General features: G+C 38.5%; 28 protein-coding genes. 26 read left to right on the top strand and 2 right to left on the bottom strand.

The window, feature by feature from the left end; genetic code table 11:
• Positions 1–83 precede the first annotated feature (83 nt).
• Positions 84–1,121, top strand: coding sequence for a class II fructose-bisphosphate aldolase (gene fba, locus R5R67_RS04095; RefSeq protein ID WP_001174011.1), 1,038 nt, complete (start codon positions 84–86; stop codon positions 1,119–1,121).
• 118 nt (positions 1,122–1,239) lie between these two features.
• On the opposite strand, the gene R5R67_RS04090 is transcribed toward fba, so the two are convergent.
• Together R5R67_RS04090 and R5R67_RS04085 are read right to left on the bottom strand one after the other, a co-directional pair.
• Positions 1,240–2,550 carry a peptidylprolyl isomerase gene (locus R5R67_RS04090; RefSeq protein ID WP_000850087.1) on the bottom strand — a complete coding sequence of 437 codons (1,311 nt, stop codon included), beginning with the start codon at positions 2,548–2,550 and terminating at the stop codon, positions 1,240–1,242.
• The gene (locus R5R67_RS04085) at positions 2,550–4,994 is read right to left on the bottom strand and encodes an LPS-assembly protein LptD (RefSeq protein WP_000682627.1); all 2,445 of its coding nucleotides are present in this window, start codon (positions 4,992–4,994) and stop codon (positions 2,550–2,552) included. The genes R5R67_RS04090 and R5R67_RS04085 overlap by 1 nt, the downstream gene beginning before the upstream one ends.
• 120 nt (positions 4,995–5,114) lie before the next feature.
• Here R5R67_RS04085 and R5R67_RS04080 point away from each other — a divergent pair, with 120 nt between their 5' ends.
• The 25 genes from R5R67_RS04080 to rpsA all read left to right on the top strand — a co-directional run bounded on the left by R5R67_RS04080 (position 5,115) and on the right by rpsA (position 25,444).
• Complete coding sequence (locus R5R67_RS04080; RefSeq protein WP_001096103.1) at positions 5,115–6,128, top strand: aminoglycoside phosphotransferase family protein; 1,014 nt, start codon at positions 5,115–5,117, stop codon at positions 6,126–6,128.
• On the top strand, positions 6,128–6,817 hold the full coding sequence (gene murU, locus R5R67_RS04075; RefSeq protein ID WP_000646466.1) for an N-acetylmuramate alpha-1-phosphate uridylyltransferase MurU: 690 nt from the start codon (positions 6,128–6,130) through the stop codon (positions 6,815–6,817). Before R5R67_RS04080 ends, murU begins: the two co-directional genes overlap by 1 nt.
• An 87-nt stretch (positions 6,818–6,904) precedes the next feature.
• A complete protein-coding gene (gene rsmG, locus R5R67_RS04070; RefSeq protein ID WP_000553193.1) occupies positions 6,905–7,537 on the top strand; it encodes a 16S rRNA (guanine(527)-N(7))-methyltransferase RsmG in 633 nt (210 codons plus the stop codon).
• 21 nt (positions 7,538–7,558) lie between these two features.
• Entirely contained in the window at positions 7,559–8,341 is a 783-nt protein-coding gene (locus R5R67_RS04065; RefSeq protein ID WP_000057215.1) for a ParA family protein, read from the top strand.
• The gene (locus tag R5R67_RS04060) at positions 8,338–9,225 is read left to right on the top strand and encodes a ParB/RepB/Spo0J family partition protein (protein WP_000023431.1); all 888 of its coding nucleotides are present in this window, start codon (positions 8,338–8,340) and stop codon (positions 9,223–9,225) included. Before R5R67_RS04065 ends, R5R67_RS04060 begins: the two co-directional genes overlap by 4 nt.
• 49 nt (positions 9,226–9,274) lie before the next feature.
• Positions 9,275–9,910 carry a MotA/TolQ/ExbB proton channel family protein gene (locus tag R5R67_RS04055; RefSeq protein ID WP_000264035.1) on the top strand — a complete coding sequence of 212 codons (636 nt, stop codon included), beginning with the start codon at positions 9,275–9,277 and terminating at the stop codon, positions 9,908–9,910.
• Positions 9,911–9,925: 15 nt separating this feature from the next.
• A complete protein-coding gene (locus R5R67_RS04050; RefSeq protein ID WP_000669682.1) occupies positions 9,926–10,354 on the top strand; it encodes an ExbD/TolR family protein in 429 nt (142 codons plus the stop codon).
• Positions 10,351–12,078: a lipid A export permease/ATP-binding protein MsbA gene (gene msbA / locus R5R67_RS04045; RefSeq protein ID WP_001070739.1), complete on the top strand. Its 1,728-nt coding sequence runs from the start codon at positions 10,351–10,353 to the stop codon at positions 12,076–12,078. Before R5R67_RS04050 ends, msbA begins: the two co-directional genes overlap by 4 nt.
• 2 nt (positions 12,079–12,080) lie before the next feature.
• Positions 12,081–13,091 carry a tetraacyldisaccharide 4'-kinase gene (gene lpxK, locus R5R67_RS04040; RefSeq protein WP_000050450.1) on the top strand — a complete coding sequence of 337 codons (1,011 nt, stop codon included), beginning with the start codon at positions 12,081–12,083 and terminating at the stop codon, positions 13,089–13,091.
• A 9-nt stretch (positions 13,092–13,100) separates the two neighbouring features.
• On the top strand, positions 13,101–13,862 hold the full coding sequence (gene kdsB, locus R5R67_RS04035) for a 3-deoxy-manno-octulosonate cytidylyltransferase (protein WP_000680466.1): 762 nt from the start codon (positions 13,101–13,103) through the stop codon (positions 13,860–13,862).
• Positions 13,863–13,873: 11 nt separating this feature from the next.
• Entirely contained in the window at positions 13,874–14,854 is a 981-nt protein-coding gene (locus R5R67_RS04030) for a DNA polymerase III subunit delta' (protein ID WP_001075421.1), read from the top strand.
• A gap of 11 nt (positions 14,855–14,865) precedes the next feature.
• Positions 14,866–15,207: a PilZ domain-containing protein gene (locus tag R5R67_RS04025; protein ID WP_001183024.1), complete on the top strand. Its 342-nt coding sequence runs from the start codon at positions 14,866–14,868 to the stop codon at positions 15,205–15,207.
• A 17-nt stretch (positions 15,208–15,224) separates the two neighbouring features.
• Positions 15,225–15,998 (top strand): TatD family hydrolase, encoded by a 774-nt coding sequence (locus tag R5R67_RS04020; protein ID WP_000497298.1) that lies wholly within the window; start codon positions 15,225–15,227, stop codon positions 15,996–15,998.
• A 37-nt stretch (positions 15,999–16,035) separates the two neighbouring features.
• Entirely contained in the window at positions 16,036–16,644 is a 609-nt protein-coding gene (locus R5R67_RS04015; protein WP_000375838.1) for a TetR/AcrR family transcriptional regulator, read from the top strand.
• 9 nt (positions 16,645–16,653) lie between these two features.
• Entirely contained in the window at positions 16,654–17,208 is a 555-nt protein-coding gene (locus R5R67_RS04010; protein WP_000841368.1) for a type II secretion system protein, read from the top strand.
• On the top strand, positions 17,198–17,578 hold the full coding sequence (gene gspI / locus R5R67_RS04005; protein WP_000836912.1) for a type II secretion system minor pseudopilin GspI: 381 nt from the start codon (positions 17,198–17,200) through the stop codon (positions 17,576–17,578). The genes R5R67_RS04010 and gspI overlap by 11 nt, the downstream gene beginning before the upstream one ends.
• Positions 17,578–18,279 carry a type II secretion system minor pseudopilin GspJ gene (gene gspJ / locus R5R67_RS04000; RefSeq protein WP_000594582.1) on the top strand — a complete coding sequence of 234 codons (702 nt, stop codon included), beginning with the start codon at positions 17,578–17,580 and terminating at the stop codon, positions 18,277–18,279. Before gspI ends, gspJ begins: the two co-directional genes overlap by 1 nt.
• Positions 18,279–19,238, top strand: a complete 960-nt coding sequence (gene gspK / locus R5R67_RS03995; protein WP_000301478.1) for a type II secretion system minor pseudopilin GspK — start codon at positions 18,279–18,281, stop codon at positions 19,236–19,238. Before gspJ ends, gspK begins: the two co-directional genes overlap by 1 nt.
• Positions 19,239–19,467: 229 nt before the next feature.
• Positions 19,468–20,064 (top strand): 6-pyruvoyl trahydropterin synthase family protein, encoded by a 597-nt coding sequence (locus R5R67_RS03990; protein WP_000908452.1) that lies wholly within the window; start codon positions 19,468–19,470, stop codon positions 20,062–20,064.
• Between the two features lie 50 nt (positions 20,065–20,114).
• Positions 20,115–20,828, top strand: coding sequence for a uracil-DNA glycosylase (gene ung / locus R5R67_RS03985; RefSeq protein ID WP_001177528.1), 714 nt, complete (start codon positions 20,115–20,117; stop codon positions 20,826–20,828).
• Positions 20,825–21,949 (top strand): enoyl-CoA hydratase/isomerase family protein, encoded by a 1,125-nt coding sequence (locus R5R67_RS03980; protein ID WP_001983908.1) that lies wholly within the window; start codon positions 20,825–20,827, stop codon positions 21,947–21,949. Before ung ends, R5R67_RS03980 begins: the two co-directional genes overlap by 4 nt.
• 6 nt (positions 21,950–21,955) lie before the next feature.
• On the top strand, positions 21,956–22,459 hold the full coding sequence (gene tadA, locus R5R67_RS03975; RefSeq protein WP_001997771.1) for a tRNA adenosine(34) deaminase TadA: 504 nt from the start codon (positions 21,956–21,958) through the stop codon (positions 22,457–22,459).
• A 69-nt stretch (positions 22,460–22,528) separates the two neighbouring features.
• Positions 22,529–22,972 (top strand): SRPBCC family protein, encoded by a 444-nt coding sequence (locus tag R5R67_RS03970; RefSeq protein WP_001246675.1) that lies wholly within the window; start codon positions 22,529–22,531, stop codon positions 22,970–22,972.
• 7 nt (positions 22,973–22,979) lie between these two features.
• Positions 22,980–23,666, top strand: coding sequence for a (d)CMP kinase (gene cmk, locus R5R67_RS03965; RefSeq protein WP_000218018.1), 687 nt, complete (start codon positions 22,980–22,982; stop codon positions 23,664–23,666).
• A 104-nt stretch (positions 23,667–23,770) separates the two neighbouring features.
• Positions 23,771–25,444: a 30S ribosomal protein S1 gene (gene rpsA, locus R5R67_RS03960; RefSeq protein WP_000140309.1), complete on the top strand. Its 1,674-nt coding sequence runs from the start codon at positions 23,771–23,773 to the stop codon at positions 25,442–25,444.
• Positions 25,445–25,488: the final 44 nt, after the last annotated feature.

Genomic DNA, 25,488 nt, shown 5'->3' with positions numbered 1-25,488 from the left:
GATTTTTTTTGAAATACTGTGATTTGTTGCTGAATTGAAATAAATGACAAGGTAGAATAAGCCGCACTACCTGGGAGGATATTATGGCACTCATTTCAATGCGCCAGCTCTTGGATCACGCTGCGGAACATAACTACGGCGTACCAGCATTTAACGTAAATAACTTAGAACAAATGCGTGCAATTATGCTTGCCGCAGATGCTACCAATTCACCTGTAATTGTTCAGGCATCTGCTGGAGCTCGCAAATATGCAGGCGCTCCATTCTTACGCCATCTTATTTTGGCTGCAATTGAAGAATGGCCACACATTCCAGTGGTAATGCACCAAGACCATGGTACAAGCCCTGATGTATGCCAACGTTCTATTCAACTTGGTTTTAGCTCAGTGATGATGGACGGTTCATTAGGCGCTGATGGTAAAACTCCTACAACTTACGATTACAACGTAGATGTAACTCGTCAAGTGGTAGCAATGGCTCATGCTTGTGGTGTATCTGTTGAAGGTGAAATCGGTTGCTTAGGTAGCCTTGAAACAGGTATGGCTGGAGAAGAAGACGGTGTGGGTGCAGAAGGTGTACTTGACCATTCTCAGCTTTTAACCTCTGTTGAAGAAGCAAAACAATTCGTTGCTGATACAAATGTTGATGCTTTAGCAATTGCTGTAGGTACTTCACACGGTGCTTATAAATTTACACGTCCACCTACAGGGGATATTTTAGCAATTGACCGTATTAAAGAAATTCATGCGGCATTGCCAAATACTCACCTTGTAATGCACGGTTCAAGCTCTGTACCACAAGAATGGTTAAAAGTAATTAACGAGTTTGGTGGTAATATTGGTGAGACTTATGGTGTACCAGTTGAACAGCTTGTAGAAGCGATTAAACATGGTGTACGTAAAATCAATATCGATACTGACCTGCGTTTAGCTTCAACAGGTGCAATTCGTCGTTTCATGGCGGAAAACCCAGCTGAATTTGACCCACGTAAGTATTTCGCTAAAACTGTCGATTCAATGAAACAAATTTGTATCGATCGTTATGAAGCTTTCGGTACAGCTGGTAATGCTGACAAGATTCGTCCAATTTCTTTAGAGAAAATGGTTGATCGTTATAAATAATTCCCGTTAGGGTTTGATTTATAGAAACCGGTTATTTATATAACCGGTTTTTTTATTGGCTGAGTTTTTTTATAAAAAAACCTGTGATCAACACAGGTTTTAACGACAAAAGATTAACTTATTTTTGTAAGTTCTTTTTGTCGAGGCTTGGATCTTTAATTTCTACATAAGCATTTGCACGGACTTCACGTAACCAGCTATCAATTTCAGTGTTAAATTGACGCTCACCTAAAATTTGACGTGCCATACGCTCTTGATATTCATGTGTCATATCTTTTTCGCGTTTGTCTGTCACTTGTAAGATATGCCAGCCGAATTGAGTTTGGAAAGGTTCACTAATTTCACCTACAGGAATTTCCTGCATTTTTTTATCAAACTCAGGAACCATCATACCTGGCGTAACCCAACCTAGACTGCCGCCATCACGTGCTGAACCTGTATCGTTTGAATAAGTTGCAGCAAGAGTAGCGAAATCTTCACCCGCTTTTAATCGCTTGTAAATGCTATCAATAATTTGTTTCGCATTTTCAGGGCTTACCACTTCGGAAGGTTGAATAAGAATATGGCGTGTTTGATATTGTGGTACTAATGCTTTCTGTTCATTTTGCTTACGTTCTAAAAGTTTTAGAACATGTACACCATCGCGTACAGAAATTAAGTCAGTTGTTTGACCGTCTTGCAGTGGAGTAATACGAGCAGCAAGTTCAGCTGGTATATCAGAAAGAGGACGGAATCCCATATCTGCACCTTCAACTTTTACAGTTGCAGTTGAAAGTTTTTTAAGAGCGTTTAAATCATTGTTTTGAGCAAGTTGTGAACGAACTTCTTTTGCTACATTTTGAACTTCTTGAGGGTTATCTCCGGAAATTCGCATATGAATCACATGAGCTTGATTACCTAAAGCAGCTTGCCCTTGTGGTGACTTCAAGAAGTTATCTACATCTTGATCACTGATTTTAATGCGAGACATAACTTGCTGTTGACGCAGACGATTAATTGCTAAATCTTCAGCAATACGGCTACGTAAGTTTTCATAAGTTCCAGGTGCAATCGCATCTAATTTTTGTTGAAAGGCTTCTAGGCTTTTGCTACCCGATTGACTTGCAACTTTAAGTACAGCCTCATTTAGACTTTTCTCATCAGGTTTGATGCCATATTTTTTAACTTGTTCAAGTTGTGCTTGACGTAAGATGAGTTGGTCTAATACTTGAAATTGTAAGTATTGTTGAGGTGGAACTTCTTTTTTTTGTGCTTGCAATTCGTGAGCTGCTTCAGCCATTCCTTGTTCAAGGTCACTTTTTAAAATTACGCTATTGTCCACAATTGCCACAACTTCATCAGTAGGTTGGGCAAAACTATGCATTGATGAAGATATTAATACAGCAAGGGTTGTTGCTTTAAAAAACTGTTTAAGATGTTTTGTCTTCATTAACGTTGTGTCCAAGATTGATTAATTTTGTTAAAACCTAAAACGCGATTTTCAAGTAAAGACGCGAGTTTATTGTTTAAACCACCTAAACCTTTAAGTGTAATTTCGGCCATGATCGCGCGCTTTTCACTAACATCTGAAGTTTTCGGATCATCTAGATCGTTATAGTATGAACGGCCATAGACAGAAATACCCCAGCAACATGACTCATAATTAACTCCTAGCAAGAGTTCACGGGCAACATCATTGTCCATGTCATATTGTACGTGGCCCATAATACGCCAATTGTCTTTAATTGGTTGTATAAACGATGCAACAACTTGGTCGTATGTATCTTGGCGACCAGGAATATCTTTACGATAGAAATAGCCTAAGTTATATAGATTTCCTTTATCACCTGTATAGTAAACTTGGAAGTCACGTTGAGCATTATCGCCATTTGACATCCAGGCCGAGTTGGCAGCAATGGTAAAGTTTTGATTAAGTTGGCTTGATAAGCTTATAACAGGGCCAGTTTTACGCTCGGTGTCGAATTCATCTTGGCCTTGTTTTAAAGTGACGCGGCGATCTTCAAAATAATAGCTTTGTCCCACACTTGCACGTAAACGCTCTAAACCTACTGTGTCAAAAAGACTATAACTTACACCTAACGATAAAAAGTTATTGTCTTCAAGGCGGTCATGACCATAGAAGCGGTAAGGGTTAAATAACTGATCGTAACTAATTGACGCAGTGGTTGAGTCAAAGTTAGGGTAGCCATCTTGATTTTTGTATGGCGCATAGGCATAGAAGGCGCGTGGTGTAAGTGTTTGTAAATATTTGCCCTCACGTTCAAAATTCAGTCCAGTGTCTAATGTAAATTGTGGCACAACGACTGATTTGTTTTCAGAACCACCATCTAAACCTCGAGAGGCGATACTGTCTTTGTCATAGAAGGTTTGAATAGAACGTACCGAAACCTCAGGAATTACAAAAGCTGCTGGTGTTCGATAGTTATAACGTGTTGCAAACTGGTTATAAATACGCGTACCGCTACTTTCTTGTGCAGAATTATCGTTAATTGATTTCTTAAAGTATGCAGTATCGTTATTGAATTCGTATTGTAAGCCTAATGGATTACCTGTGACATAATTTAATAAAAATTGCGGCAAACGTGCATATGGTTTGTCTGCATCTTTAACTTGAGGATCAAGGGTCTGGAAATCTTCGACTTTAAGCTGTGCTTTTAAACCCGGAATACCATGTTGATAGTTAAGTTCCCAAGCTCTACGTAAGTTAAGATCTGTTTTAGAGATAGGGCTACTATCTAAATCAGAGAAGTAGTCTTTATCTGATGCGTAGTTATATTCAAGGTTGGTAGACCATTGGTCGTTGATATCCCAATTATGTAAAAAATGGAAATCTTTACGGTCTTTATCATCATATTCTTTATCAGATGGCAAAATGCCGCCCCAAATCTGTCCGGCACCAAACCCATCCGTCAAATATCGGAATTCACCTTGTAACATTGCCCCACGATCTGCTAAGTAACGTGGCGTAATTGTTGCATCGTAATTAGGCGCAAGGTTTAAATAAACAGGAACCGAAAGTTCAATACCACCATCGTTTGAGAAACCAAATTGTGGGTTGAGGATACCTGTAGTACGGCGGTCATCGATCGGGAAGTTAAAGTAGGGAACTGCTAGAACTGGAACATCTTTTACATATAGTTTTGTTCCGCGCGTAACACCGCGCCCAGTTTCTTGGTTCAACTCAATTTTGTTGGCTTGAATTTTCCAACCTGGTTTCTGGCCTGGCGGACAGGTTGTGTAAGTCGCATCATTGAGAACCATTACATTCGGAGAGGTTCTCTCGATCTTCCCAGCATGACCATGGGCATGTTGTTGTTCAGAAATATAAAAACTATTATCTAAATTTCCGGTTTGAGTCTTTAGATTGTAATCAATTTCATCACTTTGAGAGAGTAAGCCGCCTTGAGCTAACTGTACTCGGCCTTGTGCATGTGCAAATGTTTGAGTTTTATCGATGGTGACTTTATCGGCACGAACTGTACGGCCTTCCTGATCTATCACCACGTTTCCTTCCAACACAGAGTCGCCGGCAGGGTTGTAGTGCCCATAATCAGCCGTTACAACTGAAGTAGCCTTATCTGCATCTAACGCTTTAGTTTCAGGATTAATTGGTGTAATCCAAGTTCCTTGGCAGAATGCTGAACTCAAATATTTATTATTGCGCAATTGCGCCTCAGGAGCAGATTTATCAACATAATATTGTTGAAAGAATTCCTGCCCTGGATAGGCTTCCTTAATACTCGCCTTAAGTTGATTATTGTCTATGTTGGAGACAACACCAGCTGACTCAGCATAACTTGATTGTATGGAGCCACTACATAAGAGCGTAAAAATAGCGGTCGCTAAAGGATTAAATTTAAACTGATGCTTCATTGTCTCATTAACCAAGTATGCTAATTCACAATTAATTATTGTCGCATCATAGAGAAAAAGTTTATAAGTGGCTACACTTAACCCTTCAAAAATCTCAGCTTGTTTTAGATTTTATTGCAAATGAATACACAACGTGAACAATTGATACATACATGGCTTACATCTGTTCTTGAAAATGATCAATTTCAGATCGCTTATTTAGCAGGGGATGCAAGCTTTCGACGTTATGCTCGCATCCAGTTACAAAATAAAACGTATATGCTTATGGATGCGCCTCCTGAAAAAGAAGACTGTGTTCCGTTTGTGACCATTGACGAGTTTTTTGCAGGGCATGGGGTTCGGGTACCTCAGATTGTTGCAAAAGATTTAAATCAAGGTTTTTTATTGTTAGAAGACTTTGGTGATGTGCTGCTGTCTACATTGTTAAACGATGAAACAGTTGATCAATATTATGAACAGAGCTTTAAACAGCTTATTCATTTGCAATCGATTAATGGCGCTGAACATTTCCCGGCTTATTCTTATGAAAAGCTTTTATCGGAAATGCAGTTGTTAACAGATTGGATGTTACCGTCACTCGATATCCATCCAACAGCTGATCAAAAGAAAACTATTGATGATGCATTTGATTTCTTGGCTCAGGCCGCATTAGCTCAACCGCAAGTTATTGTACATCGTGACTTTCATAGCCGTAATTTAATGAAAATTGCTAATGAAGAAGAATTGGGAGTAATCGATTTCCAAGACGCGGTTATTGGTGCTGATACATATGATTTAATCTCGATTACACGTGATGCATACGTGCAGTGGAATGCTGAGCGTGTTTATCAATGGTTTAAAGTGTTCTATGAGCTTTTACCAGCATCTGCTAAACAAAACCGAAGCTTTGACCAATTTAAACGTGATGCTGATTTAATGGCAATTCAACGCCATATCAAAATTTTAGGTATCTTTGTCCGTTTGTTCGAGCGAGATGGTAAGTCTGGTTATTTGAAGGATTTACCACGAGTCATGTGGTATTTACTTGAAGAGAGCCGTGGCTATCATGAGCTTGATGACTTCATGGCGTTTATTCACAGTTCAGTAATGCCTAAATTTATTGAAAAATATGGCCCTTATGAGGTTGCAGCATAATGAAAGCAATGATTTTAGCTGCTGGCTTGGGCAATCGTATGCGTCCACTCACGCTATATACACCAAAGCCTCTGCTTGAGGTAGGTGGTAAGCCACTTATTGTGTGGCATATTGAAAAACTTAAGAAAATTGGTGTGACCGAAATAGTCATCAATTCTGCGTGGTTAGCCGACAAACTCATCAGTAGCTTGGGAGATGGTTCTCAATTTGGTGTGGAGATCCGTTGGACACGAGAAGAAGAAGGGCTGGAAACCGCTGGTGGAATTATTAATGCTTTGCCACTGCTTGGAACCGATCCTTTCATTCTGGTGAATGGAGATGTATGGACTACAATGGATTTTGAAGCTCTACGCCATATTAAGTTAAATGATGATTTGGCGCATCTTGTATTAGTTGATAATCCTAAACAGCATCCTGAAGGCGACTTTACATTATTAAATGGACGCGCTTTTACATTCGATCAAGATGTGAAGGGCGAGAACCTCACTTTTAGTGGTGTATCTGTTATCCATCCTAAGCTTTTTGATGGATTGGAAGCTGGTAAACGTCCGTTAGCCCCATTGTTGAAGCAAGCCATGCACAATCAAAAAATATCTGGTGAAAAGCTTAAAGGTGCATGGGTAGATGTGGGAACACCTGAGCGTTTAATGGAGCTAGATTTGCAAATTCGTGAAGGCTTCTACGATTAACTGCGTAATCGCTAATCGTTAACTAGTGTTCCACGATGCATAAATGGGTATACTTTGTTTTAAATTTTACTTAGATGTTATCTGTTTATGCATCCGTTTTTTCAAGAGTTACAACAGGGTAGTCAAAAATTAGGTTTATCGCTTAGCGATGAAGCTTTGACATTATTGTTGAAGTATCAAGATGCTTTGGTACTTTGGAACAAAGCTTATAATCTAACAGCGATTCGTGATCCGAAAGAAATGTTAGTGAAGCATTTGTTGGATAGCCTAAGTATTTTGAAAGATTTGCCAGCAGGTCGTTTGCTTGATGTTGGTACAGGTGGTGGCATGCCAGGCATGATCATTGCTTTATGTCAGCCAGAACGCTCTTGTGTATTGCTTGATTCAAATGGTAAGAAAATTCGTTTTTTGAAACAGTTTATTGCTGACCTTAAGCTTAAAAACGTAATAGCTGTGCAAACGCGTGTTGAAAATCAAGATACAATTGATGAACTTGGCCAATTTGATGTAATAACAAGTCGTGCATTTGCATCATTAACAGATTTTGTTGAGGCTGCGCGTCCATATTTACATGAGCAGAGTATAATTGCCGCGATGAAAGGACTGATTCCAGTTGAAGAAATGGAAGAGCTTAAGCAGGAATTTTCATGTAAAGTGATTGAACTGCATGTACCGAGACTTGATGAACAACGTCATTTACTTTTACTTCAACGAATTTAAATAAAAAGTATTAGGGTTACCATGGCTCAAATTATTGCGATTGCAAACCAAAAGGGTGGTGTTGGTAAAACAACGACTGCAGTAAATCTTGCAGCGTCACTAGCTGTATTGAAAAAACGTGTGCTACTTGTCGATATAGATTCGCAAGGTAATGCTACGATGGGGTCTGGTATTCAAAAGAATGATCTACTTTACTCAATTACGGATGTGTTATTAGGTGAAGTGTCAATCGAAACGGCAATTCAAAAAGCTGAGGTTGGATATAAAGTTTTGGGTTCAAACCGTGAACTTTCTGGTGTCGAGCTTGCCATTGCAGAGCAAGAAGGTCGTGAGTTCATTTTAAAGAATGCTTTGAATGAAATCCGGGACTCATTCGATTACATTATTGTTGATTGCGCGCCTAGCTTAAGTTTAATTACCGTGAATGCTTTAGCTGCAGTAGATGGTGTAATCATTCCAATGCAATGCGAGTACTATGCATTAGAAGGTTTGGCAGATTTAACTCAAACGATCGATCGTATTCAAAAAGCGTTAAATCCAGATTTGGAAATTATTGGTGTTTTACGCACCATGTATGATGCGCGTAATGCCTTAACTCGCGATGTATCTGCTGAGTTGGAACAATATTTTGGTAAGAAACTCTACGACACTGTGATTCCACGTAATGTTCGTTTGGCTGAAGCTCCAGCGCATGGTTTGCCAGTGATTTATTTTGAAAAAAGTTCGAAAGGTGCAGTTGCATACTTAAATCTTGCGGCTGAGATGTTAAAGAAAAGTAAAGTGAAGAAAGGAAGTAAAGTATGAGCATCAAAAAACGCGGATTGGCGAAAGGTCGTGGTTTAGATGCATTACTTGGTTCAATTCAAAAAGAAAAATTACAACTAGAAGCTCAAGCGCTTGATCATGGTCAGTTAAAACAAATTGACGTGAAGTTGTTGAAACGAGGTGAATATCAACCACGTCGTTTTATCCATGAGCATGATTTGCAAGAGTTGGCATCCTCTATTGAAAAACATGGGGTAATGCAGCCAATTGTTATTCGTCCTGTAGATGATGAAGCTCATCCTTACGAAATTATTGCAGGTGAGCGTCGTTGGCGCGCAGCTCAAATTGCTGGCTTAACGGAAATCCCTGCAATTGTTCGTGATTTAAATGATCAGGTTGCTATTGCTTTAGCACTTATTGAAAATATTCAACGTCAAGATTTAAACCCGATAGATCAAGCGTTGGCGCTACAACGATTCCATGATGAATTCGGTTTAAGCCATCAAGAAATTGCTGATACAGTCGGTAAAGCAAGAACAACGGTAAGTAATTTATTACGTCTGTTGAGCTTGGCTGATGATATTAAGGAGTTTATGCAGCAAGGCCAGCTTGATATGGGGCATGCTCGTGCCATCTTAACTTTAAAGGGCAAAGAACAACTTGAAGTTGCAAAAATTGTAATTGAGAAAGGATTATCTGTTCGTCAGACTGAGCAGTTAGTGCGCGATTGGAACGAGCCTAAACAGGAAAAGGAAAAAGTTCCTGTTGCACCAGACATTGAGCAACTAACTCAGAAATTATCAGAACGTTTTGGTGCCAATGTTAAAATTGATCATAACCAGAAAGGTAAAGGTAAGCTTGTTATTCACTATCATTCACTCGATGAGTTAGATGGTATTTTGAATATTTGTTTACCAGATTAATTCTAAGTTAGGTCATATATTTCTAATTTATATTCTTGGGGAAGAAAATATGTGGGAACTTGTGAAAGCGGGCGGCTGGTTAATGCTGCCTTTAATTTTGTGTTCAATTTTAACCGTCGCAATTAGTATTGAGCGTTTTGTACGTTTAAGACGTTCACAAGTTTTACCTAAAGTACTAATGAATGATGGCAGTGCAGATATTTCTGTTGTCATAACAAATTTGGAACAGGATAATAATGCGCAAAGCACGGCATTGGGCAATATTCTAAAAGCTGGTTTTGAGCATCAGGAACATGGCGAACAATTTGCTCGAGCACAAATGGAAGCCATGGCTTCTCAAGAAATTTCTTATTTAGAAAAAAATATTAACTTCTTAGGGACCTTAAGTGCTATAGCGCCTCTACTAGGGCTGCTTGGAACAGTTGTGGGAATTATTGAGTCTTTTTTGGTTATTGATTTTGGTTCGGCAGGTAGTCCTAGTTTAATGATTCCCGGTATTTCCAAGGCTTTGATCACAACAGCAGTTGGTATGCTCATTGCAATTCCTGCACTTATTTCCTATCGATATTTTCAAAGAGTAGTGCAAGATTATATTGCTGAGTTAGAGCAACAATCTACGCTATTTCATGCCTCATTGTTTTACAAACGTTCTTCAGTCATGCAAGAACATCGCCGCGTTGGTTGATGGGTAGATCGCAATATGAAGTTTAAACGTTCTCAGGTTGAAGACATTCATATCAATCTAACACCTATGATTGACTGTTTATTGTTCATTCTAGTGTTTTTATTGTTATCTACCACTTTTAATCAGCCAAGTCGCATCAATTTAACTTTACCAGATGCACAAGGTGTTCCACCAAAACAGTACGATCATAAAATTGAAGTCGTGGTAGACTCTAGCGGACATTACGCCGTGAATGGTCAGGCGCTATCTAGCAAAGATGTGGCTGATTTGAGCACTGCAATTAAGCAGATTGCTCAAGAGCGACGTGACTTTATGTTTATCATTGCTGCTGATGCAAAAGCATCCCATCAGGATGTTATTCGTGTTATGGATGTAGCAGGACAACTCGGTTTTGTTAACATCAATATTAGTACCAAAGTTCCTTCTAGAGGTTTTTCTGAGTGAATCAAGATTTTAAGGTTTATTTGCGTCTCCTATCCTATTTAAAACCTTATTGGGGCGTGGCCTTATTAGTTCTTATCGGGTTCGGTATGAACTCAGCAACGGAGGTTTCTGTTGCTAAGCTCATTAAATTTATTATTGATGCAATTCAAAATGCGAGTAGAGCGGATCTAGATTGGTTCCCTTTATTAATCATTTTATTGGTATTCTTCCGTGGCCTTGGCCTATTTATGGGGGGGTACTATACGGCTGTAATCTCGCGTAGTTTGGTTTTTAGTATTCGCCAAGAAGTTTATGCAAAACTTCTAAGGTTACCGGCTCAATATTATCTCGATAACTCTTCGGGACATATTACTGCCAAAATTATGTATAACGTCGAGCAACTTACAGCTGCTTCATCTGAATCATTAAAAACCATTGTTCGAGATGGTATGATTACGTTGGGGTTGTTAGGTTATTTGTTCTATACCAATTGGCGTTTAACAATTTGTATTATGGTGTTCTTACCTGTAATTGGGATTTTGGTGCGTAAAGCTTCAAAAAGAATGCGCAAGCTTTCGATGCAAGTTCAGGACACTATGGGTGATGTTAACCATGTAGTGCAAGAAAGTATTAATGGTAATGCAGTTGTTAAAAGTTTCGCTGGTGAAGAGTCAGAACAAGAGCGTTTCTATAAGTCATCGGAAGAAAACTTAAAACGTGGTTTAAAAATGGTGATTGTGCAAAACCTAAATAGTCCTGTTGTTCAAGTGGTAATGGCTTGTGCAATGGCTCTAATTGTATGGTTAGCATTAAGACCACAAATTTTAGGGAATACAACTGCTGGTGAGTTTGTTGCATATATTACGGCAGCAGGGTTACTTTCAAAGCCTGTTAAAAACTTGACAGATGTGAATGAAAAGTTACAGCGGGGTTTAGCAGCTGCACACTCAGTTTTTGAATTATTAGATTTACCTGAAGAGCAAAATAGTGGTGAACTTAAACCGCAGTTGCAAGGTGCAATCCGTTTTGACCATGTTGTACTTAACTATGCTGACGGTACGCAAGCGATTAAAGACTTTTCTTTAGATATTCGTCCAGGCGAAACTGTTGCATTGGTAGGGCGCTCTGGTGCTGGTAAAACTTCTTTAGTGAACATGTTGGTACGTTTCCAAGAAGTCTCAAGTGGTCAAATTTATTTAGATGATTTGCCAATACGTGATATTGAGCTTTCAAGTTTGCGTACACAAATTGCAATGGTAAATCAGCAAGTTGTTTTGTTTAACCGAACTGTACGTGAAAACATTGCTTATGGTCAGTTACATAATGCAAGTGATGAAGACGTAATAGCTGCAGCAAAGGCTGCTTATGCCCACGACTTTATTATGAACTTACCAAATGGCTACGATACTGTTTTGGGTGCTCAAGGTCTAAATTTATCGGGTGGTCAACGTCAACGTATTGCAATTGCTCGTGCAATTTTGAAAAATGCCCCAATTCTCATTTTGGATGAGGCGACAAGTGCGCTTGATAATGAATCTGAACACTTTATTCAACAAGCATTTGATGAAGCTATGCAAGATCGTACAACGATTGTGATTGCTCACCGTCTATCAACCATTGAAAATGCGGATCGTATTGTTGTGATGGACCGCGGACAAATTGTTGAACAAGGTACTCATCAAGAATTACTTGCTAAGCACGGTGCTTATTATCAATTACATCAGCGTAATTTTGAGGACCATTAAGTATGTCTTTAGCCCAGCTGATCCAAAATGCATGGAATAAGCAATCAAGTTGGTTGATTGTTTTACGTCCTTTGTCTTGCTTGTATCGTGCTGGGTTTTTACTAAATCGTGGTTTTTATAGTTCAGGCTTTAAAAAAGTTTATACCGCACCTGTGCCGGTCATGGTAATTGGCAATATTACGGTGGGGGGAAGTGGAAAAACTCCATTATTAATAGAGCTGGTCAATTATCTAAAGCAGCATAATGTAAAGGTAGGGGTAATTAGTAGAGGCTATGGTGGAGCTGGCCCTTTTCCTATGTTGGTAACATCGGCCAGTCAAGCAGCTGAAGCAGGAGATGAACCTGCTTTGATTGTACAGTCAACTGGCGTACCTATGGCAGTAGGACCCAATAGACAAGTAGCAATCGAGTTACTATTAGCATCGACTAAACTAGATTTAATTATTAGTGATGATGGGTTGCAACATTGGGCATTAGGTCGCCAAATAGAATGGATCGTACTTGATCAAAATCGTGGCCTTGGAAATAGAAAGTTATTACCAGAGGGATATTTACGTGAACCTGTGGAACGTTTAAAAACTAGTACGGTAATTGAGCATACTTTCACACCAACAACTACATTGCATATGCATCTTGATGCAGGCCAGCCTTACTTATTGAATCCTTCTTCGGCAACTGAATTATCATTCAATATTCAAAATAATTACCATGCAGTAGTCGGTATTGGTTTTCCTCAGCGCTTTTACCAAACACTTAAAGGTTTAGGGGTGAAACAATTTCAAGAGCATGCTTTTCGTGATCATCATGATTACAGTATTGATGACCTTCTATTTAATGATGACCAACCTATCATTACAACTGAAAAAGATGCAGTTAAGTTGTTACCATTACTTGAAAAGCATCCAGAATTTAAACGACCTATTTGGGTCGTGCCAGTTAAAGCTGTTTTGTCTACAGAGTGCTATCAGGTTTTAAATCAACAATTGCAAAAGCTTGATATTCAAATATCTTAGGAAGAAAAAATGAAACATATCATCATTCCAGCACGCTTCTCAAGTTCGCGTTTGCCAGGTAAGCCATTGTTACTTATTCATGATCGTCCTATGATTTTACGAGTGGTGGATCAAGCAAAAAAAGTTGAAGGTTTCGATGACCTATGTGTAGCAACGGACGATGAACGTATCGCTGAAATATGTCGTGCAGAGGGCGTTGATGTTGTTTTAACAAGTGCAGACCATCCATCAGGAACAGATCGTTTAAGTGAAGTTGCTCGTATTAAAGGATGGGATGCTGATGACATTATTGTAAATGTACAAGGCGATGAGCCATTACTGCCAGCCCAGCTTGTTCAGCAAGTTGCAAAGCTTTTGGTTGATAAGCCAAACTGTTCAATGTCTACATTATGTGAGCCTATTCATGCGTTGGATGAATTTCAGCGTGATAGTATCGTAAAAGTAGTCATGTCTAAACAAAATGAAGCATTATATTTTAGTCGTGCAACTATTCCTTATGATCGAGATAGTGCTAAACAAGCTGAACCAACTTTACATAGCCAAGCATTTCGTCATTTAGGTTTATATGCTTATCGTGTGAGCTTATTACAAGAATATGTTACATGGGAAATGGGTAAACTTGAAAAGCTCGAGAGTCTTGAGCAATTGCGTGTTTTAGAAAATGGACACCGTATTGCTATTGCTGTAGCAGAAGCGAATTTACCACCAGGAGTTGACACTCAAGCAGATCTTGATCGTTTAAATAATATGCCTGTTGAGTCTTTTGAGTAAGCGTTAATTTAATGAATCAGAATGTGACTTCTAAGGTTTATCCGTGGCAACAGACAATGTGGGAAACGTTAACAACACGTTTTCCTAATATTGGGCATGGCTTATTATTTTATGGTAAACAAGGTTGTGGTAAACATGCTTTTGCTAAGCATTTCTTAGCGTGGGTACTTTGTTTAAATAAACAACCTCAAGGTGCTTGTGGTGAATGTAGTAGCTGTCAATGGTTAAAATCAGATACGCATCCAAACTATGTTCATATCACGACAGATGAAGAAAATAAAAAACAGAATGTAAAAATTAAAATAGAAAAAATTCGAGATTTATTGCCATTTGTACAACAAACTGGTGAGGGATGGCGTGTTGTTGTTATTGAGCCAGCTGAAGCTTTAAATCTTGCGTCATCAAATGCGCTACTAAAAACCTTAGAAGAGCCAGGTGAACGCGTCGTTTTAATCTTGTTGGCCGATCATTATTTGAAATTACCGGCAACCATTCGAAGTCGCTTACAGCATTTTGCTTTAGACCGTATTTCATATACAGAAGCCACATCTTATCTAAATGAACATTTAGCGGAAACAGCATCTGTACCACCTGAATTATTGCTAGGCCTTTCTAATGATATGCCTTTGCAAGCAGTTGAAATTGCGACTAGTGATTGGTTTGCTAAAAGACAGTCTTTTTTAGAAGACTGGACTAAAGTTGTAAATCAAAAAAATATGCCTTTATTTTATTCGGCTAAATGGCAAAAAGAACTCAACTTTAGTGATTTTATGATGCTTGTTGAATACTTGTTGGGGGATTTAATTTGTGTCAAGCTGAACCAACCACAGAAAAATATTGATTTACAATTTGATCAATTGGCACAAAACTATAATTTAGAAAGCTTATTCAGTCTTTATGAGGAATTACAGCAATCTAAAAGATTGGTTGAACAAAATGTACAAACACAACTCATCACAGATCAAATTTTTATAAAACTAATGAATGTTTAAGGGGAACTATAATGCAACCACAAATGGGTGGAATTATTCAGGTCAATATTCCTGATAGAGCAACCTTACAAGCAAGCTATATGGGGTATGTGCAAGGTGGGGGCTTATTTGTGCCATCGAAGCAAAAAGTGAAGATGGGCCAAGAAATTTTTATTTTAGCTACGTTACCAGAACAATCACAAAAAATTCCTTTAACTGGTAAAGTAGTTTGGATTTCACATAAGCAAAGTGGATTTAAACCGCAAGGTTTCGCAATTCAATTGAGTGGTGATAAAGGAATTTACTATAAAGCTGAAGCCGAGCGGATTTTAGCTGGTAGTATGTCTTTAGATCGCCCAAGTTATACCATGTAAGCAGATAGGAAAGAACAGTGTTTGTTGATACCCATTGCCATTTAACAATGTTAGATTTAACGCCTTATAACGGTGATTTAGATCTCGCACTTGCTGCTGCGCGAGCAGAGGGTGTTTCTAAGTTTATGGCAATTTCAGTTGACCTTGATGATCATATTGCTTTAGCTGAAATCGCAAAGCGTCATGAAGATGTGGGGTATACGGTAGGCGTACATCCGTGTGAGGATGTTGATACTATGGCTCGAGCAACGACTGAGTATTTGACTGAATTGGCTCAATCAGAAAAGGTGTGGGCTTTAGGTGAAACAGGTTTAGACTATTACCACAGCACTGACTTTATTAACGAGCAAAAAGATTGTTTTGCTCGTCATATTCAAGCCTCTAAAAATGTTAAAAAACCAGTAGTTGTTCATACACGTTCAGCAAAACATGATACGGTGGATATTATTCGAGCTGAACAATCTACACATGGTATTTTGCACTGTTTTACTGAGGACTGGGAAACAGCAAAAGCTGTATTGGACTGTGGTTACTATATTTCCTTTTCAGGAATTGTTTCATTTAAAAATGCTCAAGATCTACGAGATGTAGCCAAGCAAGTTCCTTTAGATCGGCTTTTGATTGAGACAGATAGCCCTTATTTGGCTCCCGTACCATATCGTGGTAAAACGAATGAACCAAAATATGTACCTTATGTAGCGAAAGCACTAAGTGAGGTATATGATAAGCCGGTTGAGGAAATTGCAAGAATCACCTCGCAGAATTTTGAAAATTTACTTAAAGCGATTTAACTTATAGAAACTATATAAAGAGAGTAATTGCGTGAAGATGGACCGTCAAGCTCAGTTCCGAGCAAGAGAAGCATTAATATTTCAAGTTGCGGAACAGTTGTTGTTAGAAAATGGCGAAGCCGGAATGACACTTGATGTGCTGGCTGCTGAGCTTGATTTGGCAAAAGGTACTTTGTACAAGCACTTTCAAAGTAAAGACGAATTGTACATGCTATTAATTATTCGTAATGAGCGCATGTTACTGGAAATGGTTCAAGATACTGAAAAGGCTTTTCCAGAACATTTAGCTTTCTTTATGTTGCATCATTTGCACCATCCGGAAAGAACAGTGCTGTTTCACCAAATTGAAGAAAAGCTTTCAATTACTGCCCAAGGTGTGCACCATCTTTTTAATGAACTCTACCAAGTGAGAAAGCAACGCTTACGTATTATTATTCGTATGACTGATCACTATTTAGAGTCAATCCAGAGTCATATGACTACACGAGATTACTTGGCTTCAATCTGGTCACTCACTCATGGAGCTGCTGCAATTCTGAATTCAAGCTTTTATCAACGTTATTTGGGTTCAAGAGATACTTTGCGAGTAGCATACATTGACCAGGCATTAGCCTTACCCAAACAAGCAGTTGAGCAGTACGCTTAATAGGTCGATATGAAATCGAATCTACCATTTCAACAACAAAAAGGCTTTACCCTCATAGAAGTGATGGTAGTCATTGTGATTATGACAATTATGACTTCTCTGGTTGTATTGAATATAGGTGGCGTCGACCAAAAAAAAGCAATGCAGGCGAGAGAGTTATTTTTACTCGATTTACAGAAAATTAATAAAGAATCGCTCGATCAATCACGTGTATTGGCTTTAGAAACTCATGGTGAGACAGATGTCTCACCATTTTCTTATGAACTTTATGAATATCACGATCAAAGCATCTTACAAGTACAAGATATAAAAAACCGTTGGCAGAAATATACTGAGTTTAAAACACGGCAACTTCCTGCCCATGTTTCTTTTTCAGTACAACCCTTGGATGACCAGAATTATTCTAAAGCTAAAAATACAGATTTGATTGGAGGACAAACGCCTCAACTTATCTGGTTTGGCAATGGAGAAGCTAAAACCGTTAAAATACAATTTTATTTAGAACAAAAACCGATTGGTTCAGAAATACAAATAGATCACTTGGGTAAAATAAATGAAATCTAAAGGCTTTACCCTCTTAGAAGTTATGGTTGCTTTGGCAATCTTTGCAGTCGCAGCTGTCGCTTTAACTAAAGTGGCAATGCAGTACACGCAGTCCACTTCAAATGCAATTTTGCGAACCAAAGCTCAGTTTGTAGCAATGAATGAAGTTGCTATGATGGAGATTAATCAAGAATGGTTGCAAGGAACCCAAAGTAAGCAAGTAACTTCCCAAGGTGAAACTTGGCAAATTGATAAGTCAGCTCAATCTACTATTAGCCCGAATGTTCAAAAAATTGATTTACAAGTGAGTTTGTATGATCCGGATAAGGGAAAAGTACAAAATGGCATTACTCATATGGTCTTTTTTAATTATTCAGTGAAAGCAAAATAATGATAAAAAATAAATATATTCACATCCGAAGCATTGCTTCTCGCCTTGCAGCACGATCGAGCAGTGCTCGATTAGCTCGCGCCTCAGGATTTACTTTGGTTGAATTGTTAGTCGCGATCGCTATCTTTGCGGTTTTATCTTTATTGGGGTGGAAAATTTTCGATTACTTGCTCAAAGTTCGTGATCGTAATGCCGAACATGAAGTGCATTTATTTGAATTACAAGATGCTTATCAACAAATTCTTCGTGATACTTTGCAGATTATCCCTTTATCCGCAAACCAAGGTGGGCAAATTCATCCAGCTTTAGAAATCGATAATCAAATTTTACGTTTTAGTAAAGCTGGGGTAACAGATCCTTTAAAACAAGGCTTATCACCATTTGAACGAATTGAATATCGTTATGATGCAGATCAAAAAAAACTATATCGTCTTAAATATACAAATTTAAATACTTCGAACAGAGAGCAACCTTTATCGAGTACTTTGTTAAGTCAAGTCGACCAATATCAGATTATGGTTTTGACTCCGCAAGAAGTCATAAAATGGCCCGAGGTTAATATTGATCCAACGAAACCTAATGAGTTAAAAAAATTACCGAAAGGGATAAAAATCCAACTTACAGTCGCTGGTGTAAATTATGAGTGGATTTATAGCTTAAATCAGGGTGACTTATCGCTTTCGCAGGAAGGTAATTCATAATGGCCGTTAGTTACAAACACCAACAGGGTGTCGCTTTACTGACAATACTTATTATGGTTGCCTTGGCTACAATTTTAGCGGCTTCTATTGCCAAGCATCAAAATAATACTATGGAAAATACAGCCTACTTAATGCGCCAAAATCAATCTTTGCTTTATGCAAAAAGTGCAGAAGCCTTTTTTTCAGAATTATTAATTCAAGATGCAAATAATGCAGGTGGAGTAGATCATTTAAAAGAGACATGGGCACAACCTATGCCGCCGTTTTCTATTGAAGAGGGTTCAGTATCTGGTCGTTTGCTTGATGAGTCTGGTAAATTTAATTTAAATAATCTAACTAACGGGGAAGGCATTGTAAATGAAGATGCTAAAAGTTGGTTTGAACGCTTATTGGTACGTGTGGGATTACCAGCCGAATTAAGCCAAGCTGTGATTGATTGGCAAGATCCAAATGATGAGCCAACTGGGCCAATGGGGGCAGAAAGTAGTTATTATGAAGGTTTGGATCCAGGTTACATGGCTGCGAATACTAAATTCCATCGTATTGAAGAGTTAAAGCTAGTGAGAGGCTTTGATGGAAAAAAATTTGATCTAATTGCTCCATATATTTCTGCTTTACCAGAAAATTCGAAGTTAAATATTAATACTGCTTCGCCATTGGTTTTAGCAAGTATGGATGAAAAATTAGATATAGGAGCTATCGAAAGAGAATTACAGACACGCCAACAAAATTTAAAGTTCTTCCAAAATGTAGATGAATTATGGCAATTGAATGCTTTTTCAGCGGTTGATAGTCAAAAGAAAAATCAAGTAAATAGCCTTATTGATGTTAAATCCAGCTTCTTTCAAGCTCAGATTGAAGTTGTTCTAAATAATAGGAAGCGACAGTTTACTAGTGCTTTAATGAGAAAAGATAAGCAAGTATATGTTTATTCAAGAAGCATGGCTCCATTTAACTAAATAAATTTATTGATATTTTTTCTGAGTCTGTAATACTTGAAACTTATTAATAAAAGGGATGAGGTCATACTTCTGTATAGGCAGTATTTAAAGTAAAAATCAATATCTTCAAAATTTCTTCACATCTCTTATCATACTTTTTGCTAATTGTTTCTATTTGAAAAGTGGTGCGAAGTTTTTATCTTTTGCTTTATAATAATGTTCTTAGAAGGAATGATCGATTTGGCACATGTTAATTCGTAAGTTATTTAAGTTTGAAAATGCACACGTTGTACGTAACTGTACATCGGATCGTTGTAAGCGATCTATTCATGGGCATAGTTATAAAGTCGAGTTATTACTTAAAGCTTCGAAATTAGATCATGGACAAATGGTATATGATTTTGGGCTGTTAAAAGGCGTAATTAAGGACCTTTTCGATAGCTTTGATCATGCGATTTGTTTCTGGGAAAAAGATGATCCACAATATATTGATGCTTGTAAGACTTTTAGCGCGCGTTGGATCTCTTTACCAGTTTCGCCATCTGCTGAGCAATTTTCTCGAATCTTCTTCTATTTAGCTCAGCAAGTATTACAATCTACTGTTACCCAAAATGGGGAAGGTGATGTTGAAGTCTATTCAGTGATTGTTCATGAAACCGATACAGGTTATGCCCAAAGTTTTCTTGAGGATATTCAAAATGAACAAATGGGGCTGTTAAACCTTGAGGGAATTATTTTTTCAGAACAAGTCCAATCCGAATGGGCTGATCCAGATATGTATGAAAATTTAAAACAAGGGATTAAGTTTCATAATCCGCATGTTAACTTACAAGTAGAAGTGTAAGTTAACTTCCTTTTGTTTGTAGAAATGAAAATTGATCTAGGATGACATTAATGCAATTAACTGAGCAACAGCAAGACAAACTCAGTAAAGTTCAATTAGAAGAAAGCTGGAAAAGATCATTAACTCCATTTTTACTGAGTCCTTATATGGATAGTTTAAGAGACTTTTTGTTTCAACAAAAACAGGCTCAAAAAACCATATATCCACCAAGTAAACAAATATTTAATGCTTTAAATATTACGCCGTTAGATCATGTGAAAGTCGTTATATTAGGGCAAGATCCATATCATGGTCCAAATCAGGCAAATGGCTTAAGTTTCTCGGTTCAAAGAGGGGTTGCATTACCACCATCTTTACGTAATATTTTTCATGAACTACATACAGATTTGGGTGTGCCGGTTTCTCGTCATGGTGATTTAACCAAATGGGCTGAGCAAGGCGTACTTTTATTAAACAGTGTACTTACTGTAGAAGCAGGGCAACCCACATCACATCAAAAACAAGGTTGGGAAGAGTTTACTGACGCAGTAATTGATGTTTTAAATGAACAACGTGAACACATTGTTTTTATTTTATGGGGTGCTTATGCACAACGTAAAGGACAACGTATAAATAGAGAAAAACACTTGGTTTTAACTGCTGCACATCCATCGCCACTTGCGGCTAATCGTGGTGGTTTCTTTGGTTGTAAAGTGTTTTCCAAAACAAATCAATATTTGAAACAACATGGCATTGAGCCCATAGACTGGCAATTGGACGCATGATGAACTCTCCCAATGTAAATAGCTATCATCCGGATTTGGTAGTTGAAGAAGCGAAAAATGGTTGGCGTATTGTACGTTTGAATCGACCTAAATCATTACACGCTTTAGATGAATCAATCGTAACGGCTCTATTACGAGTATTTGAAGACTTCCGTGATGATGAGCAAGTAAAAGCAATTTGGTTGGACTCGACTACACCAAAAGCATTTTGTGCGGGTGGAGATGTACGCAAATTACGTCAGCTGGTAATTAATCAGGAAGTAGAAACCGCAAATAAATTTTTCCAGCAAGAATATGCTTTGGATTTATTGTTACATAACTATGCTAAACCGGTTGTTGTTTGGGGTGAAGGCTATGTAATGGGTGGTGGTTTAGGCTTGTTTATGGCTGCACCTTTCCGTTTGGTTACACCATATTCACGTTTGGCTATGCCTGAAATTAATATTGGTTTATACCCTGATGTTGGAGCAAGCCGTTTCCTTGCTGACCGTGGGCAAATTGGTTTATTTACTGGTTTGACAGGTTCTATTATGACGGCTGCTGGGGCATATAGCATTGGTTGGGCGACGCATATTTGTGAAGCACAACGTGATAATGTTCTACAGAAAGTACTCAATATTAATTGGGCTCACTATCCGGCAGGTGATTTCCGTGCAATCGATGATACTTTAAATAGTTTACATCGACCGGTTGCAGCAGGGCCATTACAAAATTCGTTAGACGTTATACATAGTGTTTGCCGTGGTTCAAGCTTTGAACAAGACTATCAAGCGATCGTCAGCTTGCGAGATGCAAGCAGTGACTGGTTGCGTCAAGCGAGTGAAAACTTACAAAAGGGCTCGCCTAGTACGGCAGCAATTACTTGGTTGTTATGGCAATGGGGTAAACAAGTTCATTCTTGGGATGAAGTTTTTGATTTAGAAGCGCAAATCTCTGAATGGAAAATTCGCCATCCTGACTTTGTGGAAGGCGTACGTGCTCGTTTAGTCGATAAAGATTTATCGCCAGAATGGAAAGCATGTGAAGACCTTACATTACGAGGTATTTTGGCCGATGATCCACCGATCACGACGATTGATAGCTGGAATGCATTACTTAGACAATATGGCGTAGTGTCATAATCAATAATGTCTAAATTTAGTGATGAGTATTGGATGCAGCTTGCTTACGAGCAAGCTGAATTAGCAGCCAAGCAGGGAGAAATTCCTGTAGGAGCTGTAATCGTGAGTCAAAACAAGTTAATTGGAGCTGGTTTTAATGCTCCAATTGGTTTATCTGATCCTACGGCTCATGCAGAAATTCAAGCTATTCGTGCGGCTTGTGAGTCATTGAAAAATTATCGTTTACCTGAAGATGCGACTTTGTACGTTACGCTTGAGCCGTGCACAATGTGTGTGGGAGCATTAGTACATGCAAGAATTAAACATGTCGTATTTGGAACAACAGAACCTAAAGCTGGCTCACTCGTGAGTGCACGTCAATTATTAGAAAATGGTTATTACAACCATAAATTTACTTTTGAGCATGGATGTTTACATGAAAAATGTGCTCAACAGTTAAGTCTTTTTTTTAAGCAAAGACGTGAACAAAAGAAACAAGAGAAACAACAAAAAACGTCCTTAAATGATTAAAAAATGTCATGAGGTTATGGCACACTAACGCCGTTTCATTGACATGATTTATTTAAATAAGGAACTTTCATGCGTAATGTAATTACTATACAAAAAGAATTTAATGCTCCTCTTAGTGACGTCTTTAATCTGCTTTCTAAACATGCAGCTTACAACACTGCGTTTGCTCCACTACAAGTTGTGCGTGTTAAAGATTCGGCAGATCCTGAAAGGCCTGATGGAGTGGGTTCTGTTCGTCGTATGGGGTTTGGCGTGATTAAACCACTTAAAGAAGAAATCACGCATCTCGAAGAAAACAAACGTATTGAATATAAACTGATTGATAATCCTCTAGTGAAACACCATTTAGGTCGAATCGAGTTCTCAGAAATTACTCCTTATATTACTTTGGTTACGTATCGTATCGAATTAACCGCAAAAGCTCCTGTTGTAAGTAAATTAATTCTTGCACAGCTAAAACTAGCGATTACACTAGGCTTTTCGAGATTAGCTAAAGCATTTGCTTCTTCGTGAGAGTTCAATGACAGTTCAAATTATTACTATTGATGGTCCGAGTGGTTCGGGTAAAGGAACATTAGCGGCGAAACTTGCTGCGTATTATCAATTTCATTTACTTGATTCGGGTGCCTTATATCGTTTGTTAGGGTTGTCATTACATAAACATGATTTATTGGAAAAATTAGATAGCCATTTAGATGAGTGTGTTAACTATGCTCGTCAGCTTAATATTAAGTTTGAAACCTCGGCAGAGGGAACATTAGTTTTCCTCGATGGGGAAGATGTAACCCAAACTATCCGTACAGAGCGTGTTGGAGAATACGCATCTAAAGTTGCAGCAATACCAGAGCTCAGACAAGCACTCTTTGAGCGCCAAAGAGCATTTGCACAAACTCCGGGATTAGTTGCAGATGGCCGAGATATGGCAACATCAATTTTCCCGGAAGCTAATGCTAAAATTTATTTGACTGCTTCAGCTGAGTCGCGTGCTGAGCGAAGAGTAAAACAGTTGCAGGGTATGGGGCTAGATGCTAAAATAAACGACATTTTAGCTAATATACAAGCGCGTGACAAAAGAGACATGGAACGAGAAGTAGCTCCTCTCAAGCCAGCCGCAGACGCTTATATTATTGATAGTTCGGAATTAACGATCGATCAAGTATTTAAGTTGATGGTTGATTACGTCAATAGCCGTACTGTTAGCAACTAAGATTATCAGTTGACGCATAGCTTGATCAGTCTATAAAGACTATGTTGATACTTAACTAAACCGGCCTTGTCTGATCCAAGACCGCTGACTTTATCAGGTATATCATGACCGAATCTTTTGCAGCCCTCTTTGAAGAAAGTGAATTAAACCTCAACGTTGAAAAGGGTGCAGTCATCCAAGGTGTTGTTGTAAACATCGATAGTGACTGGGTTACTGTTGACACTGGCCTTAAATCTGAAGGCATTGTTGACCGTGCTGAATTTTTAAATGAACAACGTGAACTTGAAGTTCAGGTTGGCGATACTGTTGACGTAGTTGTTGAAGCTCTTGACAACGGTATGGGTCAAACAGTTTTATCACGTGAAAAAGCTAAACGTGCTGAAACTTGGACTAAACTTGAAAAAATCTTTGAAGATGGCGAAATCGTTACTGGTGTTATCTCTGGTAAAGTTAAAGGCGGTTTCACTGTTGACATCGGTCCTGTTCGTGCGTTCTTACCAGGCTCATTAGTTGACACTCGTCCTATCCGTGACACAACTCACCTTGAAGGTAAAGAGTTAGAGTTTAAAGTAATCAAGCTTGATGCTAAACGTAACAACGTTGTTGTATCTCGTCGTGCTGTTATGGAAGCTGAATCTTCTGCTGACCGTGAAGCATTACTTGCTCAACTTGAAGAAGGTCAAACAGTTACAGGTACTATCAAAAACCTTACTGATTACGGTGCATTCGTTGATCTTGGCGGTATTGATGGTCTTCTTCATATCACAGATATGGCTTGGAAGCGTATCAAGCACCCTTCAGAAGTTGTTGAAGTTGGTCAAGAAGTTACTGTTAAAGTACTTAAGTTTGACCGTGAACGTAACCGCGTATCTTTAGGCCTTAAACAATTAGGCGAAGATCCATGGTTAGCGATCATGAGCCGTTACCCTAAAGGTTCTATCGTTAAAGCACGTGTTACTAACTTAACTGACTACGGTTGTTTCGCTGAAATCGCTGAAGGCGTTGAAGGTTTAGTACACGTTTCTGAAATGGACCACACTAACAAAAACATCCACCCATCTAAAGTTGTTCAGATCGGTGACGAAGTTGATGTTATGGTTCTTGAAGTTGACGAAGAACGTCGTCGTATCAGCCTTGGTATCAAACAAACTCGTGCTAACCCATGGGAAGAGTTTGCTAAGTCTCATGAGAAAGGCGAAAAAGTTTCAGGTACAATCAAATCTATCACTGACTTTGGTATCTTCATTGGTTTAAATGGCGGTATTGACGGTCTAGTTCACTTGTCTGATATTTCTTGGAACGAACAAGGCGAAGAAGCTATCCGTCGTTACAAGAAAGGTGACACTGTTGAAGCAGTTATCTTGTCTGTAGACGCTGAAGGTAACCGTATCAGCCTTGGTATCAAGCAATTGAATAGCGATCCGTTCAATGATTTCTTAGCTGCTAACGAACGTGGTGCTTTAGTTAAAGGTACTGTAACTGCAGTTGATGCTCGTGGTGCAACTGTTAAGTTAGCTGACGAAGTAGAAGCTACTCTTAAAGCTTCTGAAATCAACCGTGACCGCGTTGAAGATGCAACTAAATTCTTAGAAGTTGGTCAAGAAGTTGAAGCGAAAATCATCAACGTTGACCGTAAATCTCGTTCTATCAACTTGTCTATCAAAGCGAAAGACGAAGCTGAAGAGAAAGAAGCAGTTGCTAACTTGCGTACAGCATCAGCTTCTCAAGACAATGGTCCTAAGACTATTGGTGACTTGATCAAAGCACAAATGAAGTAATAAGTTAACAAAGTACAGTTTCATGTAACGAAATTGTACTTTTT

The sequence above is a fragment of the Acinetobacter sp. OYA S30 genome, assembly GCF_033599315.1.
Taxonomy (GTDB): Bacteria; Pseudomonadota; Gammaproteobacteria; order Pseudomonadales; family Moraxellaceae; genus Acinetobacter; species Acinetobacter baumannii.
The sequence above is the reverse complement of the archived record's forward strand: the minus strand, read 5'-3'. Positions and strand labels throughout refer to the sequence as shown.

Excerpts from the sequence above, each read along its gene's own strand:
- fba (WP_001174011.1), top strand. The coding sequence starts at position 84 with ATGGCACTCATTTCAATGCGCCAGCTCTTGGATCACGCTGCGGAACAT.
- R5R67_RS04090 (WP_000850087.1), bottom strand. The coding sequence starts at position 2,550 with ATGAAGACAAAACATCTTAAACAGTTTTTTAAAGCAACAACCCTTGCT.
- R5R67_RS04085 (WP_000682627.1), bottom strand. The coding sequence starts at position 4,994 with ATGAAGCATCAGTTTAAATTTAATCCTTTAGCGACCGCTATTTTTACG.
- R5R67_RS04080 (WP_001096103.1), top strand. The coding sequence starts at position 5,115 with ATGAATACACAACGTGAACAATTGATACATACATGGCTTACATCTGTT.
- murU (WP_000646466.1), top strand. The coding sequence starts at position 6,128 with ATGAAAGCAATGATTTTAGCTGCTGGCTTGGGCAATCGTATGCGTCCA.
- rsmG (WP_000553193.1), top strand. The coding sequence starts at position 6,905 with ATGCATCCGTTTTTTCAAGAGTTACAACAGGGTAGTCAAAAATTAGGT.
- R5R67_RS04065 (WP_000057215.1), top strand. The coding sequence starts at position 7,559 with ATGGCTCAAATTATTGCGATTGCAAACCAAAAGGGTGGTGTTGGTAAA.
- R5R67_RS04060 (WP_000023431.1), top strand. The coding sequence starts at position 8,338 with ATGAGCATCAAAAAACGCGGATTGGCGAAAGGTCGTGGTTTAGATGCA.
- R5R67_RS04055 (WP_000264035.1), top strand. The coding sequence starts at position 9,275 with ATGTGGGAACTTGTGAAAGCGGGCGGCTGGTTAATGCTGCCTTTAATT.
- R5R67_RS04050 (WP_000669682.1), top strand. The coding sequence starts at position 9,926 with ATGAAGTTTAAACGTTCTCAGGTTGAAGACATTCATATCAATCTAACA.
- lpxK (WP_000050450.1), top strand. The coding sequence starts at position 12,081 with ATGTCTTTAGCCCAGCTGATCCAAAATGCATGGAATAAGCAATCAAGT.
- kdsB (WP_000680466.1), top strand. The coding sequence starts at position 13,101 with ATGAAACATATCATCATTCCAGCACGCTTCTCAAGTTCGCGTTTGCCA.
- R5R67_RS04030 (WP_001075421.1), top strand. The coding sequence starts at position 13,874 with ATGAATCAGAATGTGACTTCTAAGGTTTATCCGTGGCAACAGACAATG.
- R5R67_RS04025 (WP_001183024.1), top strand. The coding sequence starts at position 14,866 with ATGCAACCACAAATGGGTGGAATTATTCAGGTCAATATTCCTGATAGA.
- R5R67_RS04015 (WP_000375838.1), top strand. The coding sequence starts at position 16,036 with ATGGACCGTCAAGCTCAGTTCCGAGCAAGAGAAGCATTAATATTTCAA.
- R5R67_RS04010 (WP_000841368.1), top strand. The coding sequence starts at position 16,654 with ATGAAATCGAATCTACCATTTCAACAACAAAAAGGCTTTACCCTCATA.
- gspI (WP_000836912.1), top strand. The coding sequence starts at position 17,198 with ATGAAATCTAAAGGCTTTACCCTCTTAGAAGTTATGGTTGCTTTGGCA.
- gspJ (WP_000594582.1), top strand. The coding sequence starts at position 17,578 with ATGATAAAAAATAAATATATTCACATCCGAAGCATTGCTTCTCGCCTT.
- gspK (WP_000301478.1), top strand. The coding sequence starts at position 18,279 with ATGGCCGTTAGTTACAAACACCAACAGGGTGTCGCTTTACTGACAATA.
- R5R67_RS03990 (WP_000908452.1), top strand. The coding sequence starts at position 19,468 with ATGTTAATTCGTAAGTTATTTAAGTTTGAAAATGCACACGTTGTACGT.
- ung (WP_001177528.1), top strand. The coding sequence starts at position 20,115 with ATGCAATTAACTGAGCAACAGCAAGACAAACTCAGTAAAGTTCAATTA.
- R5R67_RS03980 (WP_001983908.1), top strand. The coding sequence starts at position 20,825 with ATGATGAACTCTCCCAATGTAAATAGCTATCATCCGGATTTGGTAGTT.
- tadA (WP_001997771.1), top strand. The coding sequence starts at position 21,956 with ATGTCTAAATTTAGTGATGAGTATTGGATGCAGCTTGCTTACGAGCAA.
- R5R67_RS03970 (WP_001246675.1), top strand. The coding sequence starts at position 22,529 with ATGCGTAATGTAATTACTATACAAAAAGAATTTAATGCTCCTCTTAGT.
- cmk (WP_000218018.1), top strand. The coding sequence starts at position 22,980 with ATGACAGTTCAAATTATTACTATTGATGGTCCGAGTGGTTCGGGTAAA.
- rpsA (WP_000140309.1), top strand. The coding sequence starts at position 23,771 with ATGACCGAATCTTTTGCAGCCCTCTTTGAAGAAAGTGAATTAAACCTC.